Origin of the sequence: Salinicola salarius (genome assembly GCF_003206135.1) — a bacterium.
GTDB classification, from domain to species: domain Bacteria; phylum Pseudomonadota; class Gammaproteobacteria; order Pseudomonadales; family Halomonadaceae; genus Salinicola; species Salinicola salarius.
In genome coordinates, this window is sequence record NZ_PZJT01000006.1 from 182,483 (window position 1) to 197,430 (window position 14,948).

Genomic DNA, 14,948 nt, shown 5'->3' on the forward strand with positions numbered 1-14,948 from the left:
TCCGCCGGTACTTAGTACGAGAACACGACGCGACGGTTCTTGGCGTAAGCTTCTTCGGTGTGGCCCTGAACTGCCGGACGCTCTTCACCGTAGCTGACGATCTGGATCTGGGACGGAGATACGCCCTGAACGGTCAGGTAACGCTCGACAGCCTGTGCACGGCGCTCGCCGAGACCCAGGTTGTATTCGCGAGTACCACGCTCGTCGGCATAGCCCTGCAGAGTCACGTTGGTGTTCGGGTTGGCCATCATGTACTGAGCGTGACCGCGCAGTACGGATTCGAATTCAGGGCGAATTTCTTCGCTATCGAATGCGAAATAGATGGTGTCGACGCTAGGCATCTGCTCACCGGCGCCCATCTGGGAGCCCGAAGTGCCTTGGCCGGTGGTCATACCCTGGCCAGACATGCTGCCAGAGGTGCCATCCATGTCCCCTTCCTGGGTACCGCCACTGCTGGAACAGCCAGCCACTACGGCGAGTGAAAGCGCGACTGCCAACGTCTTGGCGTAGGTCTTGATTTGCATTGTCATCTCCTTGCTCGGATGTCGAATGACACAATGACTGTAGTCGTTTAGTTCAAAAACGGCGACCACGCGGGTTCGCGTACGTCACCCTGCGTCGAAGGCAGCCGGAAGGACGCGCGTCCATCCGAAGAAACTGCCCCCAACACACCTTGCGCCCCTTGCTGGGTAGCGAAGATTATCATGGTGCCATTCGGTGCGACACTGGGCGATTCGTCCCACTGTGAATCAGTCAAGACCGTGACACGATTGGTGTCCATGTCCTGCTTCGCCACGTGATAACCGCTGTCGTCACGAGTGACCATGAAGAGAGTTTTACCGTCGGGTGAAAAGCGCCCGTCGGAGTTGTAGTTGCCGGTGAACGTCACCCGCTCCGCCTGTCCGCCATTGGCCGACATGCGATATAGCTGCGGTGCACCGCTACGGTCGGAAGTAAAGATCAGGGATCGGCCGTCCGGCGTCCAGTCCGGCTCCGTCTCGATGGCGGAGTTGTTGGTCAGCCGGGTCACCTGACGCGTTGCCAGGTTCATCACGTAAATCTCGGGCTGGCCGTCCTTGGAGAGCGACATCGCCAGCTTGCGACCGTCCGGCGACCAGGCCGGCGCGCCATTGATGCCGGGGAACGAGGTCAGCCGCACGCGCTCGCCGGTGGAAGCGTTCTGGACATAGATAGCCGAGTTACCGGATTCGAAAGAGACGTAGGCGATCTTCTGGCCATCCGGTGACCACGCCGGCGAGAGTATCGGATCATCGGAAGAGAGGATCTGCTGCGCGTTGTAGCCATCGGCGTCGGCCACATACAGGGCATAGCGAGCGTTTTCGCCTGCACCGCTGGCCGAAACGTAGGTAATCCGGGTCGAGAAGGCGCCGCGAATACCGGTAATCGCTTCGAAGATCTGATCGCTGATGTAATGCGCACTGGCACGCAGATTGCCGCCGGACGAGGTCAGCGTTTCGCCCAGCATTCGCTTGCCGCCGAGAACGTCCATGAGCTCGTACTGGATGCGATATTGATCGCCCTGCGGCTCGATCTTGCCAACCACGAGATAGCGAGCGTCGACACGCTTCCAGTCGTCGTAGAACACGTCTTGACTGCTGCTGGGCAGTGAAACGAGAGAACTGCGGCTCAACGGCGAGAACTGGCCGCTATGCTCCAGATCGTCGCTGACGATTTGCGCCACGTCCTGCGGCAGCCCGCCTTGACCACTGAATTCGAACGGCACGACAGCGATTGGCGTTGCCTGATCGCTACCGCGAGTGATTTCGATGGTCAGATTCTGTGCCTGGGCCGTAGTCGTCAGACAAATCAATGCCGTCAACGCCAGCAGCCAACCGCTGGCCAGGGCTTTCCATCCTTGAGACATCCATCGTTTCATCACTGTATATCCCCGGGGGTGAATTTGAGATTGAAGTCACGGAACCGCCGTTGCAACCCCGCATCGAGCTGCTGTAGCTCACGGAATGGCGCCGCGGCTTCCACGGCTTGCGTCGCCGAGCGATCGAAGCTGGGATTGCCGCTGCTGCGAGTGATACTGGCTGCCAGCAACTCACCCGAAGGCCCCAGTCTCACGCGTACCTGAGCTACCAAGCCACTGTCCACATTGGCCGGCAAGTGCCATCGGTCCTCGACGGCGCGCTTGACCAGGTTGATGAAGCTGTTCGAAGCCTGGGCAGCTTGCTGGGCATTGGCGATTCGCTCCTGCTCGTTGGCAATCGAGTTGTTCAGCGCTTCGGCGGCAGCCTTCTTCGCGGCGGCTTCCGCAGCCTTTTTCTTTTCCGCCTCGGCTTTTGCCTTGGCTTCGGCCTTCGCCTTTTCCTCGGCCTGGCGTTTCTTCTCCGCCTCGGCTTTGGCCTTGGCGTCGGCTTTCGCCTTTTCCTCGGCCTGACGCTTCTTCTCCGCCTCGGCTTTCGCCTTTTCCTCGGCCTGGCGTTTCTTCTCCGCCTCGGCTTTTGCCTCGGCTTCGGCCTTCGCCTTTTCCTCGGCCTGGCGTTTCTTCTCTGCCTCGGCTTTTGCCTTGGCTTCAGCCTTCGCCTTTTCCTCGGCCTGGCGCTGCTTCTCCGCCTCCGCTCTCGCCTTGGCTTCCGCCTGACGTTTCGCCTCGGCCGCCTGTTGCTGCTTTTCCGCCTCGGCGCGTTCGGCCGCTGCCTGCTCTGCTGCCTGCTGACGACGCTGGGCCGCGGCTTCGGCCTGTGCCGCTGCCGCCTGTCGTTCGGCTTCCTCGGCCTGAGCTTCTTCCTGCGCCTGCTGCTCGGCTGCCTGCCGGGCCGCTTCCTGCGCCTCCTGTTCGGCCGCCGCCTGGGCGGCCTCTTCGGCCTGACGCTGTGCAGTACGCGCGCGCGCTTCCTGAGCGTACTGGGCCTGATCCGTCGCCGTCACGTCACTGACCAGTGTCGCCTGCACCACAGACGAAGAGCTTGGCGTGGGTTCGCTGTCCGGCAGACGCAGCATCGTCATCAGTAGCGCCACCACGTGAACGGCGATCGCCAGGACGACGGGCAAGCCGTAACCGACACGGCGGTTTCGCTTCGCCATGCTGACTCCTTACCCTTTGCCAGTCGAAGACGACTCGCCTTGCGGCGGCTCGGAAATCAATCCGACATTCGCCACACCTGCCATCTGCAGCGTACTCATCAACGTCACGACCTGGCCATACGAGGCATTCTTGTCGCCTCTGACCATGACCGGTGTATTGGGCTTGCGTTCGAGAATCGCCACCACCTGGTCGCCGACGGTCTGCAACGTGACCGGCTTGTCCTGCTCGCCCAGCGAAATGTAGTACTCGCCCTGGCTATCCACGGAGACGATGATCGGTTCCTGCTCCTCGGTGTCGATCGGCTCCGACGTGACCTGGGGCAGATCGACCTGCACCCCCTGGGTCAGCATTGGCGCGGTGATCATGAAGATCACCAGCAGTACCAGCATGACGTCGATGAACGGGACGACGTTGATCTCGCCCATCGGCTTGCGCCGATGATGGCGGCTATAGGGTCCACCCATGTCGAACCTCCGCCTCAGGCCGCCTGATTGCCGCCGCGACCTTGCAGGTTACGGTGCAGGATCGAATGGAACTCCTCGGCGAAATCTTCGTATTCGCCAAGCAGGCGGCTGGCGATCGACGACAGACGGTTATAGAAGATCACCGCCGGAATCGCTGCAAAGAGGCCCATGGCCGTCGCGACCAGCGCTTCGGCAATCCAGGGCGCCACGGTGGAGAGCGTTGCCTGCTGTGCCATGGAGAGGCTCTGGAAGGAACCCATGATGCCCCAGACCGTGCCGAACAGACCGATGTATGGGCTGGCCGATGCCACGGTCGCCAGCAGTGTCAGATTGGCGTTGAGGCTATCTTCCTCGCGTGACAGTGCCACACGCTGCGAGCGCTGGACGCCGTCGAGCACGGCTTCGCTGCTGCGCGTCTTGGGCATCAGGCGATTGAACTCGCGAAAACCGGCACGGAACACATGCTCCGAGCCCTGCGCTTCGTAGTTCTCCGGGACATCACGGTAGAGTTCGTTGAGATCGACACCTGACCAGAATCGCTCGTCGAACGCCTTCTGCGCCTTTCTGGCTCGTCGCAGCGCGAAACTGCGCTGGAAGATCACGACCCAGGAAGCGATGGAAGCCGCCAACAGCAGGAGCATGACCAGCTGGACCACCAGACTGGCATTCATGATCAGATGGGGGATGGACATGGAGTCGTTCACGAAAATCCTCGAATCACTGGCTTGGAATGTCGGACGTCAGGACCGAGCGTAGTTCGCTGGGCCAACGTATCGGTTTCAGGCGTTGCGCGTCGACACAGGCAATATCGACCGTCGCTTCGCATAATGTATCCCCGTCGTACCGAACGGCCTGTTCGAATTGCAGCGAACAGGCCGCAACACGACTGACGCTGGCTGTTACCTCCAGTCGATCGTCGAGTCTGGCCGGACGTGCATAGCGACAGTTCAGTGAATGGACGACCAGTTGCACGCCCTGCTCGATCAGTCCGCGCTGACCGAAGCCTAGCGCATTGAGCCATTCACTACGTGCACGTTCCATGAATTTCAAGTAGTTGACGTAGTACACGATACCGCCGGCGTCGGTATCCTCGATGTAGACTTTCACCGGCAGGGTGAATTCACGCATTGCCAGCGTCCTCATCGCTCGATATCCCGACTCGTGATACCGGCTCGCCCAGCGCATGCTCGTGCGGGACGATGCCGAAGTGGGTATAGGCGGAACGAGTCACGATCCTGCCGCGGGCGGTACGCATCATGAACCCTTGCTGGATCAGATAGGGTTCGATGACGTCTTCGATCGTGTCGCGCTCTTCACTGATGGCCGCCGCAAGACTGTCGACACCGACCGGCCCGCCATCGAATTTCTCGATCATCGCCAGCAGCAGCCGGCGATCCATGTGATCGAGCCCGTGACTATCGACGTTGAGCATGTTCAGCGCCTGGTCTGCGACGGAAGCACTGACCTTGCCGTCACCCTTGACCTCCGCGAAATCGCGCACTCGCCGCAGCAGACGGTTGGCGATCCGCGGCGTGCCGCGCGCGCGGCGTGCAATCTCCCGGGCCCCGGCGACATCCGCTGGCACGCCCAGCAGTCGTGACGAACGCGTGACGATCTCGGTCAACTCGTCGATAGCGTAGAATTCGAGCCGCTGGACGATGCCGAATCGATCGCGCAGCGGCGAGGTCAGCAGCCCGGCGCGAGTTGTCGCCCCGACCAGCGTGAAGCGCGGCAGATCGAGCTTGATCGATCTCGCGGCCGGGCCGTCGCCGATCATGATGTCGAGCTGGAAATCCTCCATCGCCGGATAGAGCACTTCCTCCACCGCCGCGGAGAGGCGGTGGATCTCGTCGATGAAAAGCACATCGCCCGGCTGCAGGTTGGTCAGCATGGCGGCCAGATCGCCGGCACGCTCCAGCACCGGGCCGGAGGTCGACTTGATGTCGACATCCATTTCGGCGGCGATGATATTGGCGAGCGTGGTCTTGCCCAGCCCGGGCGGTCCGAAAACCAGGGTGTGATCGAGACTGTCGCCCCGCTGGCGCGCGGCGGAGATGAAGATATCGAGCTGCTCACGCACTCGCGGTTGACCGATGTAGTCGTCGAGTCGGCGCGGCCGAATCGCATGGTCAACCTGCTGCTCGCCCTGCTGCGGTGGTGCCGCGATCAGACGGTCGGGTTCAATCATGGGTGCGTTATCCAGCCAGCTGGCGTGACAGCGCCGTTTTGATCAGCGCTTCGGTCGGGAGGGTCTTGTCCAGGCCGGAAAGCATGCGGGACGCTTCCGTGGGTTTGTAGCCCAGCGTGACCAGTGCAGCTTCGGCATCCGCTAACGGATCGGACGAAGGCTTTGCCGCTGTACTGCCATCGAGCAGCGACGCCTGACCTTCCTGCCAGTGCGGGAAACGATCGCGCATTTCGACGATCAGCCGGTCAGCCGTCTTCTTGCCGACGCCGGGCAACTTGGTCAATGCCTTGCTGTCGCCTTCCATCACGCAGTGAATGAAGGCGTCGGTATCCATCCCCGACAGGATGGCCAGTGCCAGCTTGGGACCGACTCCATTGACCTTGATCAGCGCCCGGAACAGCTGTCGCTCTTCGTCGCGGGCGAAACCATAGAGCAGGTGGGCGTCTTCCCGCACGCTGAGATGCGTGTAGAGTCGCACCTCTTCCCCCACGCCGGGCATCGAGACCAGTGTGGTCATCGAGGTTTCAAGCTCATAACCGACACCATGTACATCGATGACGATCCAGGGGGGATGTTTCTCCAGCAGCGTGCCGTGCAAACGTCCAATCATGCCATCCGTATCCTTACTATGACGGCGTCCACTATACGCATCACCGATTCAACTGACTAGCTACCCCGATTCAACTCTCCAGCTACCTCCATGCCCCCTAATCACCGGGCCTGAAGTCCCGCCACCGCCCGCCTCGCGACGTCTTTCCTCGACGCTGGGGAGACACTGCCAGCAATCCCTGGCGGGCATAGCCGTGGGTCAACGCGATGGCCAGCGCGTCGGCTGCATCGGCCGGCGGGAGCGCGTCGAGAGACAACAGCGCCATCACCATATGCTGGACCTGGGCTTTCTCGGCGCCGCCATTGCCCGTGACGGCCTGCTTGACCTGACGCGCGGCATATTCATGCACCGGGAGGCCATGATTGGCGGCGCAGACGATGGCACTGCCGCGGGCCTGGCCCAGCTTGAGTGCGGAGTCCGCGTTCTTGGCCATGAACACACGCTCGATGGCGAACTCCGCCGGCCGGTAGAGGCCGATCAACTCGCTGACGCCGGCATAGACCCGCGCCAGCTTCTGGGCGAGATCCTCGCCCTCGATGCGAATGCAGCCGCTGGCGACATAGCGTGGCCTGGCGGCAACATCGATGACGCCGTAGCCGGTTACCCGTGAACCGGGGTCGATACCCAGCAGAATCAAGTACTGAACTCCTCGACCCCTCGGCCGGAAATCGTCATCGCCATGCTTCTCTCCAATCGATATCGGCGAACGTCTTCTGCCGATACCGATGAACCGCTCCGATCGGCACTGATGAATATATTGTCGGGCATGTCAGGATAGAACGCGCACCCGGCAATGCCCCTCGAAACGACGCCGGCGCCCCTGGGGGCGCCGACATCTGTATCCACCAGACTGGTTATTCGCCGGTGCTGTCCGGCTTCGCCTTCTGGCGCAGCCGAATATGCAGTTCGCGGAGCTGCTGGCTGCTGACTTCACCGGGGGCGTCGGTCATCAGGTCGGCGGCGCTCTGCGTCTTGGGGAAGGCGATGACATCGCGGATGGTGCGCGAGCCGGTCATCAGCATCACCAGACGGTCGAGACCGAAGGCCAGGCCACCGTGAGGCGGCGCACCAAACTGCAGCGCGTCGAGCAGGAAGCCGAACTTCTCCTCGGCTTCTTCCTTGCCGATGCCGAGCACTTCGAAGACCGCACGCTGCATGGCCTGGTCGTGGATACGAATCGACCCGCCCCCCAGTTCGGTGCCGTTCAGCACCATATCGTAGGCGCGCGATAGCGCCGTGGCCGGCGAGGCCTGCAGTTCTTCCGGCGAGCACGATGGCGCAGTGAACGGATGATGCAGCGCCGAAAGACGGCCGTTATCGTCCGCTTCGAACATCGGAAAATCGACGACCCACAGCGGCGCCCACTTGGAGGTGTAGAGATCGAGATCTTCGCCCAGCTTGACGCGCAGCGCGCCGATTGCCTCGTTGACGATGCGCGCCTTGTCCGCGCCGAAGAAGATGATGTCGCCATCTTCCGCCCCGACACGATCCAGCAGCTGTTCGACGATGCCTTCCATGAACTTGACGATCGGCGACTGCAGACCCTCGAGCCCCTTGGCGCGCTCGTTGACCTTGATCCAGGCCAGCCCCTTGGCCCCGTAGATACCGACGAACTTGGTGTAGTCGTCGATCTCCTTGCGCGACAGCTTGGCGCCGCCGCTGACCTTGAGCGCGGCCACGCGGCCATCTTCCGCTTTCGCCGGGCCGGAGAAGACCTTGAAGTCCACCGATTGCATCAGGTCGTCGACATCCACCAGTTCCAGCGGAATGCGCAGATCCGGCTTGTCGGAGCCATAGCGCTGCATCGCTTCGCTGTAGGGCATGCGCGGGAACGTCGGCAACGCGACGTCCAGCACTTCCTGGAACAGCTGGCGCACCATCTGCTCGGTGGTGCCCATGATCTCCTGCTCGTCGATGAACGATGCTTCGATATCGATCTGGGTGAACTCGGGCTGACGATCCGCACGCAGGTCTTCGTCGCGGAAGCACTTGGCGATCTGATAGTAGCGGTCGAAACCGGACACCATCAGCAGCTGCTTGAACAGCTGCGGAGACTGCGGCAGTGCGAAGAAGTGACCGTCGTGAGTCCGGCTCGGCACCAGGTAGTCGCGCGCGCCTTCCGGCGTGGCGCGGGTGAGGATCGGCGTCTCGATATCGAGAAAGCCTTGCTCCTCGAGATAGGCCCGCACGCTGTGGGTGATCCGCGAACGCAGGCGCAGCTTCTCGATCATCTCCGGACGGCGCAGATCGATGTAGCGATACTTGAGCCGGACTTCCTCGCCCACCTTGCCATGCTCGTCGAGCTGGAAAGGCGGCGTGGCGGCGGTGTTCAGGACATCGACCTGCTTGGCCAGCACTTCGATCATGCCGGTGGGCATGTTGGGGTTCTGGGTGCCTTCCGGGCGCAGCCGGATACGGCCGACGATACGCAGCACGTATTCGCTACGCGCACGGTCGGCATTGGCGAACGCTTCTGCGGTATCGGGATCCACCACCACCTGAGCGACACCGTCTCGATCGCGCATATCGAGGAAAATGACACCGCCATGGTCGCGGCGGCGATGCACCCACCCGCATAGCGTGACTTCGTGATCGATCAATGATTCGTTCAATTGGCCGCAATAATGACTGCGCATGCTGGATCCTAGATTGGTAAAGACTGTAACTCAGGCTGAGGCTTTGCTGTCGCCGCTCGACTTGCTGCCGCTATCGCCTGCCGGTGCGGGGCTGGCGCTATCGCCCACGAGATTCTTCTTGCTGCCCGATTTGAAATCGGTTTCGTACCAGCCGCCCCCAGCCAGCCGGAATCCGGCTGCCGACACCAGGCGGGACAGTTCCGACCGCTCGCAGGCCGGACAGTCGGTCAGCGGCGCCGCGCTGAGCTTCTGGAGTTTTTCCAGGCGATGGCCGCAGGCCTTGCACTCATATTCGTAGATGGGCATGGTTTCATCACTCTATACGGGATAGCGCCGCTTCATGCTTCGGCACCGTCCTGCTATCGACGCGCCCCGTCACCGGGGCCTCTGCGCGTTGCCCTCCACCACGACCGGTGGAGGCACCGCGTTTCAAATCGCTCTTGAAGATCAGGGCTGCTTCCGCCTTTTCAAGCACGTTTTTCGGTCGATCTCGAAGGCGACCGAGGCGGCACCTGGCGTCGCGCTTTCCAAGCCGCGTTCGAAAGCCGCATAGTATAGCGCGCAGCAGCCGGTCGCGGGCAATATTACCGGCTGATAACGCCAATGTCGTCGTTCGCACGCCAGCGATGGCCATGCCATGCGATTCGAGACAGGAAAGAGACAAGGAAAAGGAAGCATGAAAGCCGTTCTCCTGGATGCCGCCTCACTGGGTGACGATGTCGATCTCACCCCGATTCGCGCCCTCGTCGAGAATCTCGACGTTCATCAGCTCACCTCGCCCGAGCAGACGCGGGAGCGCCTGACCGGTGCCACGATCGCCCTGACCAACAAGGTCGTCGTCGATGCCGAAATGATCGATGCGCTGCCGGAGCTGAAGCTGATCTGCGTACTCGCGACCGGCACCAACAATATCGACATGGCAGCCGCCGAGCGACGGGGAATCGTCGTGCGCAATGTCTCTGCCTACGGCACGGCGAGCGTTGCGCAGCATACTCTGATGTTGATGCTGGCGCTGGCCGCCCGGCTCCCGCTTTATCAGACCGAGGTCAAGGCCGGCGCCTGGCAGCGTAGCGACATTTTCTGCCTGCTGGATCAGCGTACGCTGCAGCTCGCCGGCAAGCATCTCGTCATCGTCGGCAGCGGCGTGCTCGGCACCGCCGTGGCCAGGCTGGGCGAAGCGTTCGGCATGCGGGTCACGTTCAGCGCCCGCCCCGGCAACGAGGCCAACGATTCCCGCCCGGCGCTTGCCTCGCTGCTCGACACCGCCGATGTTCTCAGCCTGCACTGCCCGCTGACCGACGAGACGCGCGGCCTCATCGGCAGCGACGCGCTGGCCGCCATGAAGCCCGATGCGCTGCTGATCAACTGCGCTCGCGGCGGTATCATCGATGAAGCTGCCGCCCTGGCCGCCCTGCGGGATCGACGTCTTGGCGGTCTGGCCGTCGACAGCCTGCCCAGCGAGCCGCCGCGCGAGGGGCATGCGCTGCTCGACGCGCTCGCCGAGCCGCTCAATCTCATCGTGACCCCTCACAATGCCTGGATCACGCCGGAGGCGCGTCAGCGCGTCGTCGAGTTGACGGCAGACAATCTTCGCGACTGGCTGGCTTGAGGAGCAACGAAATGGCACACGAAACACCGGCGGTCTACAACTTCGGCTCCATCAATATCGATCACGTCTACCGGGTTCCCCATCTGGTTCGGCCCGGCGAGACGCTTTCCAGCACCAGTCTGCATCAGGTCCTGGGGGGCAAGGGCGCCAATCAGTCGTTGGCACTGGCACGTGCCGGCGGGCGCGTCGTCCATTGGGGCCGCCTCGGCGAGGCCGACCGCTGGGCGCTGGCCCCGCTCATCGAGGCAGGCGTCGAGGTGAACGATGTCGAACTGGTTGCCGGAGCCAGCGGTCATGCGCTGATTCAGGTCGACGACGACGCCGAAAATGCGATCATCCTCTACCCCGGCGCCAATCACGGCTTCGAGGAGAGTCGTCTGGGCGCGCTGGTCGACGCCGCCGAATCCGGCGGCTGGATCCTGATGCAGAACGAGTGCAACGCTGCCGAGCGGATGCTGCATCTCGCCGCGGAGCGGGGGCTTTCTATCGCCTTCAATCCCGCACCGCTCTCCTCCGATGTCACCGACCTGCCACTGGAACTCTGCCAGATCCTGTTTCTCAACCGTGGCGAGGCGGCGGCGCTGGTGGCGCAGGACGAAGACACCGATGCCGACACCCTGCTGGCAGCATTGGCGACGCGGCTGCCGGACGTCGAGATCGTGCTGACCCTGGGTAGCGAGGGCGTTTGCCATCAGTACCGCAACGAGCGGGTGACGCTGACCGCCCATCGCGTGGAGGCCGTCGACACGACCGCTGCCGGCGACACCTTCATCGGCTATTTCATGGCGGCCAGACAACGGGGCGACGGCATTGAGCAGGCCCTTCGTCTGGCGACGACCGCATCGGCACTATGCGTCCAGCAGGCCGGCGCCGAGCCGAGCATCCCGGTTGTCGCCGTCGTCGAAGAGGCCATGACGACGCTGCCTGCCCTCACGCTCGAGCGACGAAGCGGCTGATCCACGGCCGTCGTCGATGATCATCAACCTTTCATGGCCAGCGCCTTGGCTGGCTTGCAACGAGATCGAACCCAGGAACTAGCATGCCCATACCCATCATTTTCGATACCGATCCCGGTGTCGATGACGCACAAGCCATCGCCATCGCGCTGGCTCACCCCGAGATCGAGCTGCTGGGGCTGACGACGACTTTCGGCAACGTCACGATCGAGGTCGCGACCCACAATGCGCTGCTGCTCGCCGAGCTAGCCGGCCAATCGATCCCGGTCGCCCAGGGCGCGGCGGGGCCGATGGTCAAGCGCAAGAATCCGCCGCCGGGCCACATCCATGGAGACAATGGCCTGGGCAATATCGCGCTACCCGACATCACGACCCAGGCACTGAAACAGAGCGCCGCCCAGTTCATCGTCGACCAGGTCAATGCCCGCCCTGGCGAAGTCGTTCTGGTAGCCGTCGGGCCGTTGGGGAATCTCGCCGCCGCGCTGCAGCTCGACCCCAGTCTGGTCGACAAGGTCAAGCGAGTGGTGGTGATGGGAGGTTCGATTCGAGAAGGCGGCAACGTGACGCCGGTCGCGGAAGCCAACATTTTCAATGATCCTCACGCCGCCGCCAGGGTTTTGCAGGCGGACTGGCCGCTCACGCTGGTCGGGCTGGACGCGACGCATCGCTGCGTGCTGGACCCGCAGAGCATGGCGCGGATCGTCGGAGCCCAAGGGGCGCTGGGGAAGGTGCTGGATGAAAGTTACGCCTTCTATCGTCGGTTCTACCAGCAGGCGCTGGGCATCGATGGCTGCTGCCCCCATGACAGTTGCGCGCTGGTCTGGCTGCTCCGCCCCGATCTCTTCAGCGTCGAGCGAGGCTATTTGAGCGTGGTTACCGATGGGCTGGCCGAAGGCCAGACGGTGATGGCGCCGGAGCAGCGGGAGTTCGTGGATACGCGCTGGTCGCAGGGGACGGCGGCTGAGGTCTGCCTGAACGCCAACGGCCCGGGCGTGATCGACTGGATCGTCGAAACGCTCACGACCTACCCCTCTCCCTGAGGCGCGCTCGCCCGATCGCTATTCGCAGCGGTCGGGCGAGTTCGTTGTCATTCGGCGTCAGCCCGTGGTGAAGCTCGCCGGCGCCGCGAGTGTGGCTTCTTCCACGGCGACGTCGGTCACGTCGGCCGCTGGTGAACCTTCCCACAATTGATCGATCAGCTCGGCAATGGCGACAGCCTCACCGCAGGCAACCACTTCGACCCGGCCATCCTCGAGGTTGATCGCATGTCCGGTGATGCCCCAGCGCTCCGCGTGGCGACGTACATGCTCACGATAGCTAACGCCTTGCACTCGCCCGCTCACCCGAGCTTTGATCGTCCGATGGGTCATGAGATGAATTCTCCTTGGTAATCACTTCATGGCGTATCACGACTGCCGTGTTGCGAGGTATGACATGGCCGCCTTTGGCCAGGACATGCGTCCGGGTAAACGCGGCGCCAAACAGTAGAATCAGCGACGAGTAATACACCCACAAAAGAACCAGCACGACCGAGCCGGCCGCCCCATAGGTCGATGCCGTTGCGGTATGTGCCAGATAGGCGGCGATGGCATTGCGCCCGATGATGAACAGCACCGCCGTCACCAGAGCGCCCAGCAGTACGTCGCGGTAGGAAAGCACGACGTCCGGCAACACCTTGAATATCGTGGCGAAGAACAGCGTCACGACCACGATGGATAGCGCAAACTGGGCCATGTCCAGCAGAAAAACGCTGCCTGGCACCCAGTCACCCGCGTAATCGAAAGTCACTCGCAGGATCACGCCAAGCACCAGCGACACCATCAGCACGAAGCCGATGGCCAGTACCACTGCCATGGATAGCAGACGCTTCTTGGCAAACAGCAGAACGCTGTTCCGGTCCGGGTTGGGCGCGACGCTCCAGATGGTATTGAGCGAGAACTGCATCTGACCGAAAACCGTGGTCGCGCCAATCAATAGCGTCACGAAACCGATGATGGTGGGCAGAATGCCCGAAGCCTCGATACTGGATTGCGCCACGGCATCTTCGATCGCGTTGGCCGCCGAAGGCCCCAGGGTATTCTGCAACCGAGCCACGATTTCCCCGCGGGCGGCATCTTCGCCCAACCACAACCCGACCACACTGACTGCAATGATCACCGTCGGTGCCAAGGAAAAGAGCGTATAGAACGCCAGCGAACCGGCATAGCTGAAAGCGTTGCGGTCGAGCCACAGCTTGACGGAATCGCGAACCACTGCGCTCCAGTACTTGAAGAAGGAGATGGTGTTGGAATGGAGGGCTGTCACGTTGGTTCCTTGTTGTTGGCTGTCACCCCGCGAGGTGCAGACGAACTCTGGGAATCTCTGCCAAAGGGCTGTTTCGCCGATATCAATAGTCTAGACGAGATTGCGACCTACCCTGCCCGTGATGCCGCTCCGACGCCCGTCGCTTTCTCGGCCTGGCTCGACTCAGGCCCGCAAGAAGTCGCTCGGCAGCTTCATCATGCGTCGCCACAGCTTTTCCACGCCGGGCTTGTGTACCAGCGAGCAACGATAGAGGCGAATTTCCAGCGGGATATCCCAGTTGTCCCCCGCCGCACGGACCAGCTTGCCGTTGGCCAGTTCGTCACGAATGCAGAAATCGGGTATCCAGGCGAGACCGACACCCTGAAGCGCCATTCCCTTGAGTCCTTCTGCCATCGCGGTTTCATAGACCGTTTTCAATCGCATGCGCCCAGGCTCGTTCTTGAGCAGCATGCGTACGCTGCGGCCAAGAAAAGCGCCCTGAGTGTAGGAGAGAAACGGTATCGCGCCTTCTCCATCGAAGGAGAATTTCGGCCCGCCGGTGGCGTCCGGCACGCTCACGGGAAGCATCTTGACCTGGCCGATGGAGAACGAGGGAAATATCTCCGCGTCCAGCTGCATGGTGGCATAGGGATCGTGATACGCCAGCATCAGATCGCAATTGCCCTCTCGCAGCACGTGGATGGCATCGCCCACATTCATCGCCACCAGGCGCGTCGGCAGTTCACCGACCCCCTTCTGCAAGCGCGAAATCCAGGGCGGATAGAATGCCAGGGCCAGCGAATGCGCGGCGACGATATCCAGCGCCTCGTTGTCCATTGCCAGGCCGCGAACATGGGCCAGGCTATCGTTGAGCTGCTCGACGATATTGCGCGCAGTGACCAGAAAGAGCTGGCCTTCCGGTGTCAGGCTGACCGGTGTCGTCGAGCGATCCACCAGAGTGGCCCCGATCGCCTGCTCCAGCGAGCGAATCCGACGGCTGAAAGCCGGTTGCGTGACATGTCGTTGACGTGCGGATCCCGAGAAACTGCGCGTATTGGCTAGGGCAACGAAGTCTTCGAGCCATTTGGTTTCAAGATTCAATGAAGCCTCCGGCATCCATTCTGCTAACCGGCCGTCAGGCCGGCAG

At 62.3% G+C, this 14,948-nt stretch carries 17 protein-coding genes; 3 read left to right on the forward strand and 14 right to left on the reverse strand.

What is annotated here, in order from left to right; translation table 11 throughout:
- Nucleotides 1–11: 11 nt before the first annotated feature.
- The 11 genes from pal to DOM32_RS07375 form a co-directional block, all read right to left on the reverse strand.
- Nucleotides 12–524 carry a peptidoglycan-associated lipoprotein Pal gene (gene pal / locus DOM32_RS07325; RefSeq protein WP_071230044.1) on the reverse strand — a complete coding sequence of 171 codons (513 nt, stop codon included), beginning with the start codon at nucleotides 522–524 and terminating at the stop codon, nucleotides 12–14.
- A gap of 47 nt (nucleotides 525–571) precedes the next feature.
- On the reverse strand, nucleotides 572–1,885 hold the full coding sequence (tolB, locus tag DOM32_RS07330) for a Tol-Pal system beta propeller repeat protein TolB (protein ID WP_110632783.1): 1,314 nt from the start codon (nucleotides 1,883–1,885) through the stop codon (nucleotides 572–574).
- 11 nt (nucleotides 1,886–1,896) lie between these two features.
- Nucleotides 1,897–3,054, reverse strand: coding sequence for a cell envelope integrity protein TolA (gene tolA, locus DOM32_RS07335; protein WP_110632785.1), 1,158 nt, complete (start codon nucleotides 3,052–3,054; stop codon nucleotides 1,897–1,899).
- A gap of 9 nt (nucleotides 3,055–3,063) precedes the next feature.
- Nucleotides 3,064–3,519 carry a protein TolR gene (tolR, locus tag DOM32_RS07340; RefSeq protein ID WP_071230047.1) on the reverse strand — a complete coding sequence of 152 codons (456 nt, stop codon included), beginning with the start codon at nucleotides 3,517–3,519 and terminating at the stop codon, nucleotides 3,064–3,066.
- 14 nt (nucleotides 3,520–3,533) lie between these two features.
- Entirely contained in the window at nucleotides 3,534–4,223 is a 690-nt protein-coding gene (tolQ, locus tag DOM32_RS07345) for a protein TolQ (protein ID WP_071230048.1), read from the reverse strand.
- Nucleotides 4,224–4,236: 13 nt separating this feature from the next.
- A complete protein-coding gene (ybgC, locus tag DOM32_RS07350; protein ID WP_110632787.1) occupies nucleotides 4,237–4,647 on the reverse strand; it encodes a tol-pal system-associated acyl-CoA thioesterase in 411 nt (136 codons plus the stop codon).
- Nucleotides 4,640–5,707 (reverse strand): Holliday junction branch migration DNA helicase RuvB, encoded by a 1,068-nt coding sequence (gene ruvB / locus DOM32_RS07355; protein ID WP_110632790.1) that lies wholly within the window; start codon nucleotides 5,705–5,707, stop codon nucleotides 4,640–4,642. Before ruvB ends, ybgC begins: the two co-directional genes overlap by 8 nt.
- A 7-nt stretch (nucleotides 5,708–5,714) precedes the next feature.
- Nucleotides 5,715–6,317 carry a Holliday junction branch migration protein RuvA gene (ruvA, locus tag DOM32_RS07360; RefSeq protein ID WP_071230051.1) on the reverse strand — a complete coding sequence of 201 codons (603 nt, stop codon included), beginning with the start codon at nucleotides 6,315–6,317 and terminating at the stop codon, nucleotides 5,715–5,717.
- A gap of 97 nt (nucleotides 6,318–6,414) precedes the next feature.
- Entirely contained in the window at nucleotides 6,415–6,954 is a 540-nt protein-coding gene (gene ruvC, locus DOM32_RS07365) for a crossover junction endodeoxyribonuclease RuvC (protein WP_110632793.1), read from the reverse strand.
- A gap of 217 nt (nucleotides 6,955–7,171) precedes the next feature.
- Entirely contained in the window at nucleotides 7,172–8,953 is a 1,782-nt protein-coding gene (gene aspS / locus DOM32_RS07370) for an aspartate--tRNA ligase (RefSeq protein WP_110632796.1), read from the reverse strand.
- A 30-nt stretch (nucleotides 8,954–8,983) separates the two neighbouring features.
- Nucleotides 8,984–9,259: an FmdB family zinc ribbon protein gene (locus DOM32_RS07375; protein WP_071230054.1), complete on the reverse strand. Its 276-nt coding sequence runs from the start codon at nucleotides 9,257–9,259 to the stop codon at nucleotides 8,984–8,986.
- Nucleotides 9,260–9,629: 370 nt separating this feature from the next.
- Between DOM32_RS07375 and DOM32_RS07380 the strand changes: the two genes are divergently transcribed.
- The 3 genes from DOM32_RS07380 (at nucleotide 9,630) to DOM32_RS07390 (ending at nucleotide 12,558) form a co-directional block, all read left to right on the forward strand.
- Nucleotides 9,630–10,562 (forward strand): D-2-hydroxyacid dehydrogenase, encoded by a 933-nt coding sequence (locus tag DOM32_RS07380; RefSeq protein ID WP_110632800.1) that lies wholly within the window; start codon nucleotides 9,630–9,632, stop codon nucleotides 10,560–10,562.
- A gap of 11 nt (nucleotides 10,563–10,573) precedes the next feature.
- On the forward strand, nucleotides 10,574–11,518 hold the full coding sequence (locus DOM32_RS07385; protein WP_110632803.1) for a ribokinase: 945 nt from the start codon (nucleotides 10,574–10,576) through the stop codon (nucleotides 11,516–11,518).
- Between the two features lie 83 nt (nucleotides 11,519–11,601).
- Nucleotides 11,602–12,558 (forward strand): nucleoside hydrolase, encoded by a 957-nt coding sequence (locus DOM32_RS07390; RefSeq protein WP_071230057.1) that lies wholly within the window; start codon nucleotides 11,602–11,604, stop codon nucleotides 12,556–12,558.
- Nucleotides 12,559–12,615: 57 nt separating this feature from the next.
- On the opposite strand, the gene DOM32_RS07395 is transcribed toward DOM32_RS07390, so the two are convergent.
- The 3 genes from DOM32_RS07395 to DOM32_RS07405 form a co-directional block, all read right to left on the reverse strand.
- Nucleotides 12,616–12,849, reverse strand: a complete 234-nt coding sequence (locus DOM32_RS07395) for an acylphosphatase (RefSeq protein WP_244179843.1) — start codon at nucleotides 12,847–12,849, stop codon at nucleotides 12,616–12,618.
- Nucleotides 12,836–13,822, reverse strand: a complete 987-nt coding sequence (locus DOM32_RS07400; RefSeq protein WP_244179844.1) for a YihY/virulence factor BrkB family protein — start codon at nucleotides 13,820–13,822, stop codon at nucleotides 12,836–12,838. Before DOM32_RS07400 ends, DOM32_RS07395 begins: the two co-directional genes overlap by 14 nt.
- A gap of 162 nt (nucleotides 13,823–13,984) precedes the next feature.
- Nucleotides 13,985–14,902, reverse strand: a complete 918-nt coding sequence (locus DOM32_RS07405) for a LysR substrate-binding domain-containing protein (protein ID WP_071230059.1) — start codon at nucleotides 14,900–14,902, stop codon at nucleotides 13,985–13,987.
- Nucleotides 14,903–14,948: the final 46 nt, after the last annotated feature.

What these genes read in the sequence shown, in the direction of transcription:
- tolR (WP_071230047.1), bottom strand. Translation starts at nt 3,519, where the DNA reads ATGGGTGGACCCTATAGCCGCCATCATCGGCGCAAGCCGATGGGCGAG.
- DOM32_RS07385 (WP_110632803.1), top strand. Translation starts at nt 10,574, where the DNA reads ATGGCACACGAAACACCGGCGGTCTACAACTTCGGCTCCATCAATATC.
- ruvB (WP_110632790.1), bottom strand. Translation starts at nt 5,707, where the DNA reads ATGATTGAACCCGACCGTCTGATCGCGGCACCACCGCAGCAGGGCGAG.
- aspS (WP_110632796.1), bottom strand. Translation starts at nt 8,953, where the DNA reads ATGCGCAGTCATTATTGCGGCCAATTGAACGAATCATTGATCGATCAC.
- DOM32_RS07390 (WP_071230057.1), top strand. Translation starts at nt 11,602, where the DNA reads ATGCCCATACCCATCATTTTCGATACCGATCCCGGTGTCGATGACGCA.
- pal (WP_071230044.1), bottom strand. Translation starts at nt 524, where the DNA reads ATGCAAATCAAGACCTACGCCAAGACGTTGGCAGTCGCGCTTTCACTC.
- DOM32_RS07380 (WP_110632800.1), top strand. Translation starts at nt 9,630, where the DNA reads ATGAAAGCCGTTCTCCTGGATGCCGCCTCACTGGGTGACGATGTCGAT.
- tolB (WP_110632783.1), bottom strand. Translation starts at nt 1,885, where the DNA reads ATGTCTCAAGGATGGAAAGCCCTGGCCAGCGGTTGGCTGCTGGCGTTG.
- ruvA (WP_071230051.1), bottom strand. Translation starts at nt 6,317, where the DNA reads ATGATTGGACGTTTGCACGGCACGCTGCTGGAGAAACATCCCCCCTGG.
- ybgC (WP_110632787.1), bottom strand. Translation starts at nt 4,647, where the DNA reads ATGCGTGAATTCACCCTGCCGGTGAAAGTCTACATCGAGGATACCGAC.
- tolA (WP_110632785.1), bottom strand. Translation starts at nt 3,054, where the DNA reads ATGGCGAAGCGAAACCGCCGTGTCGGTTACGGCTTGCCCGTCGTCCTG.
- DOM32_RS07375 (WP_071230054.1), bottom strand. Translation starts at nt 9,259, where the DNA reads ATGCCCATCTACGAATATGAGTGCAAGGCCTGCGGCCATCGCCTGGAA.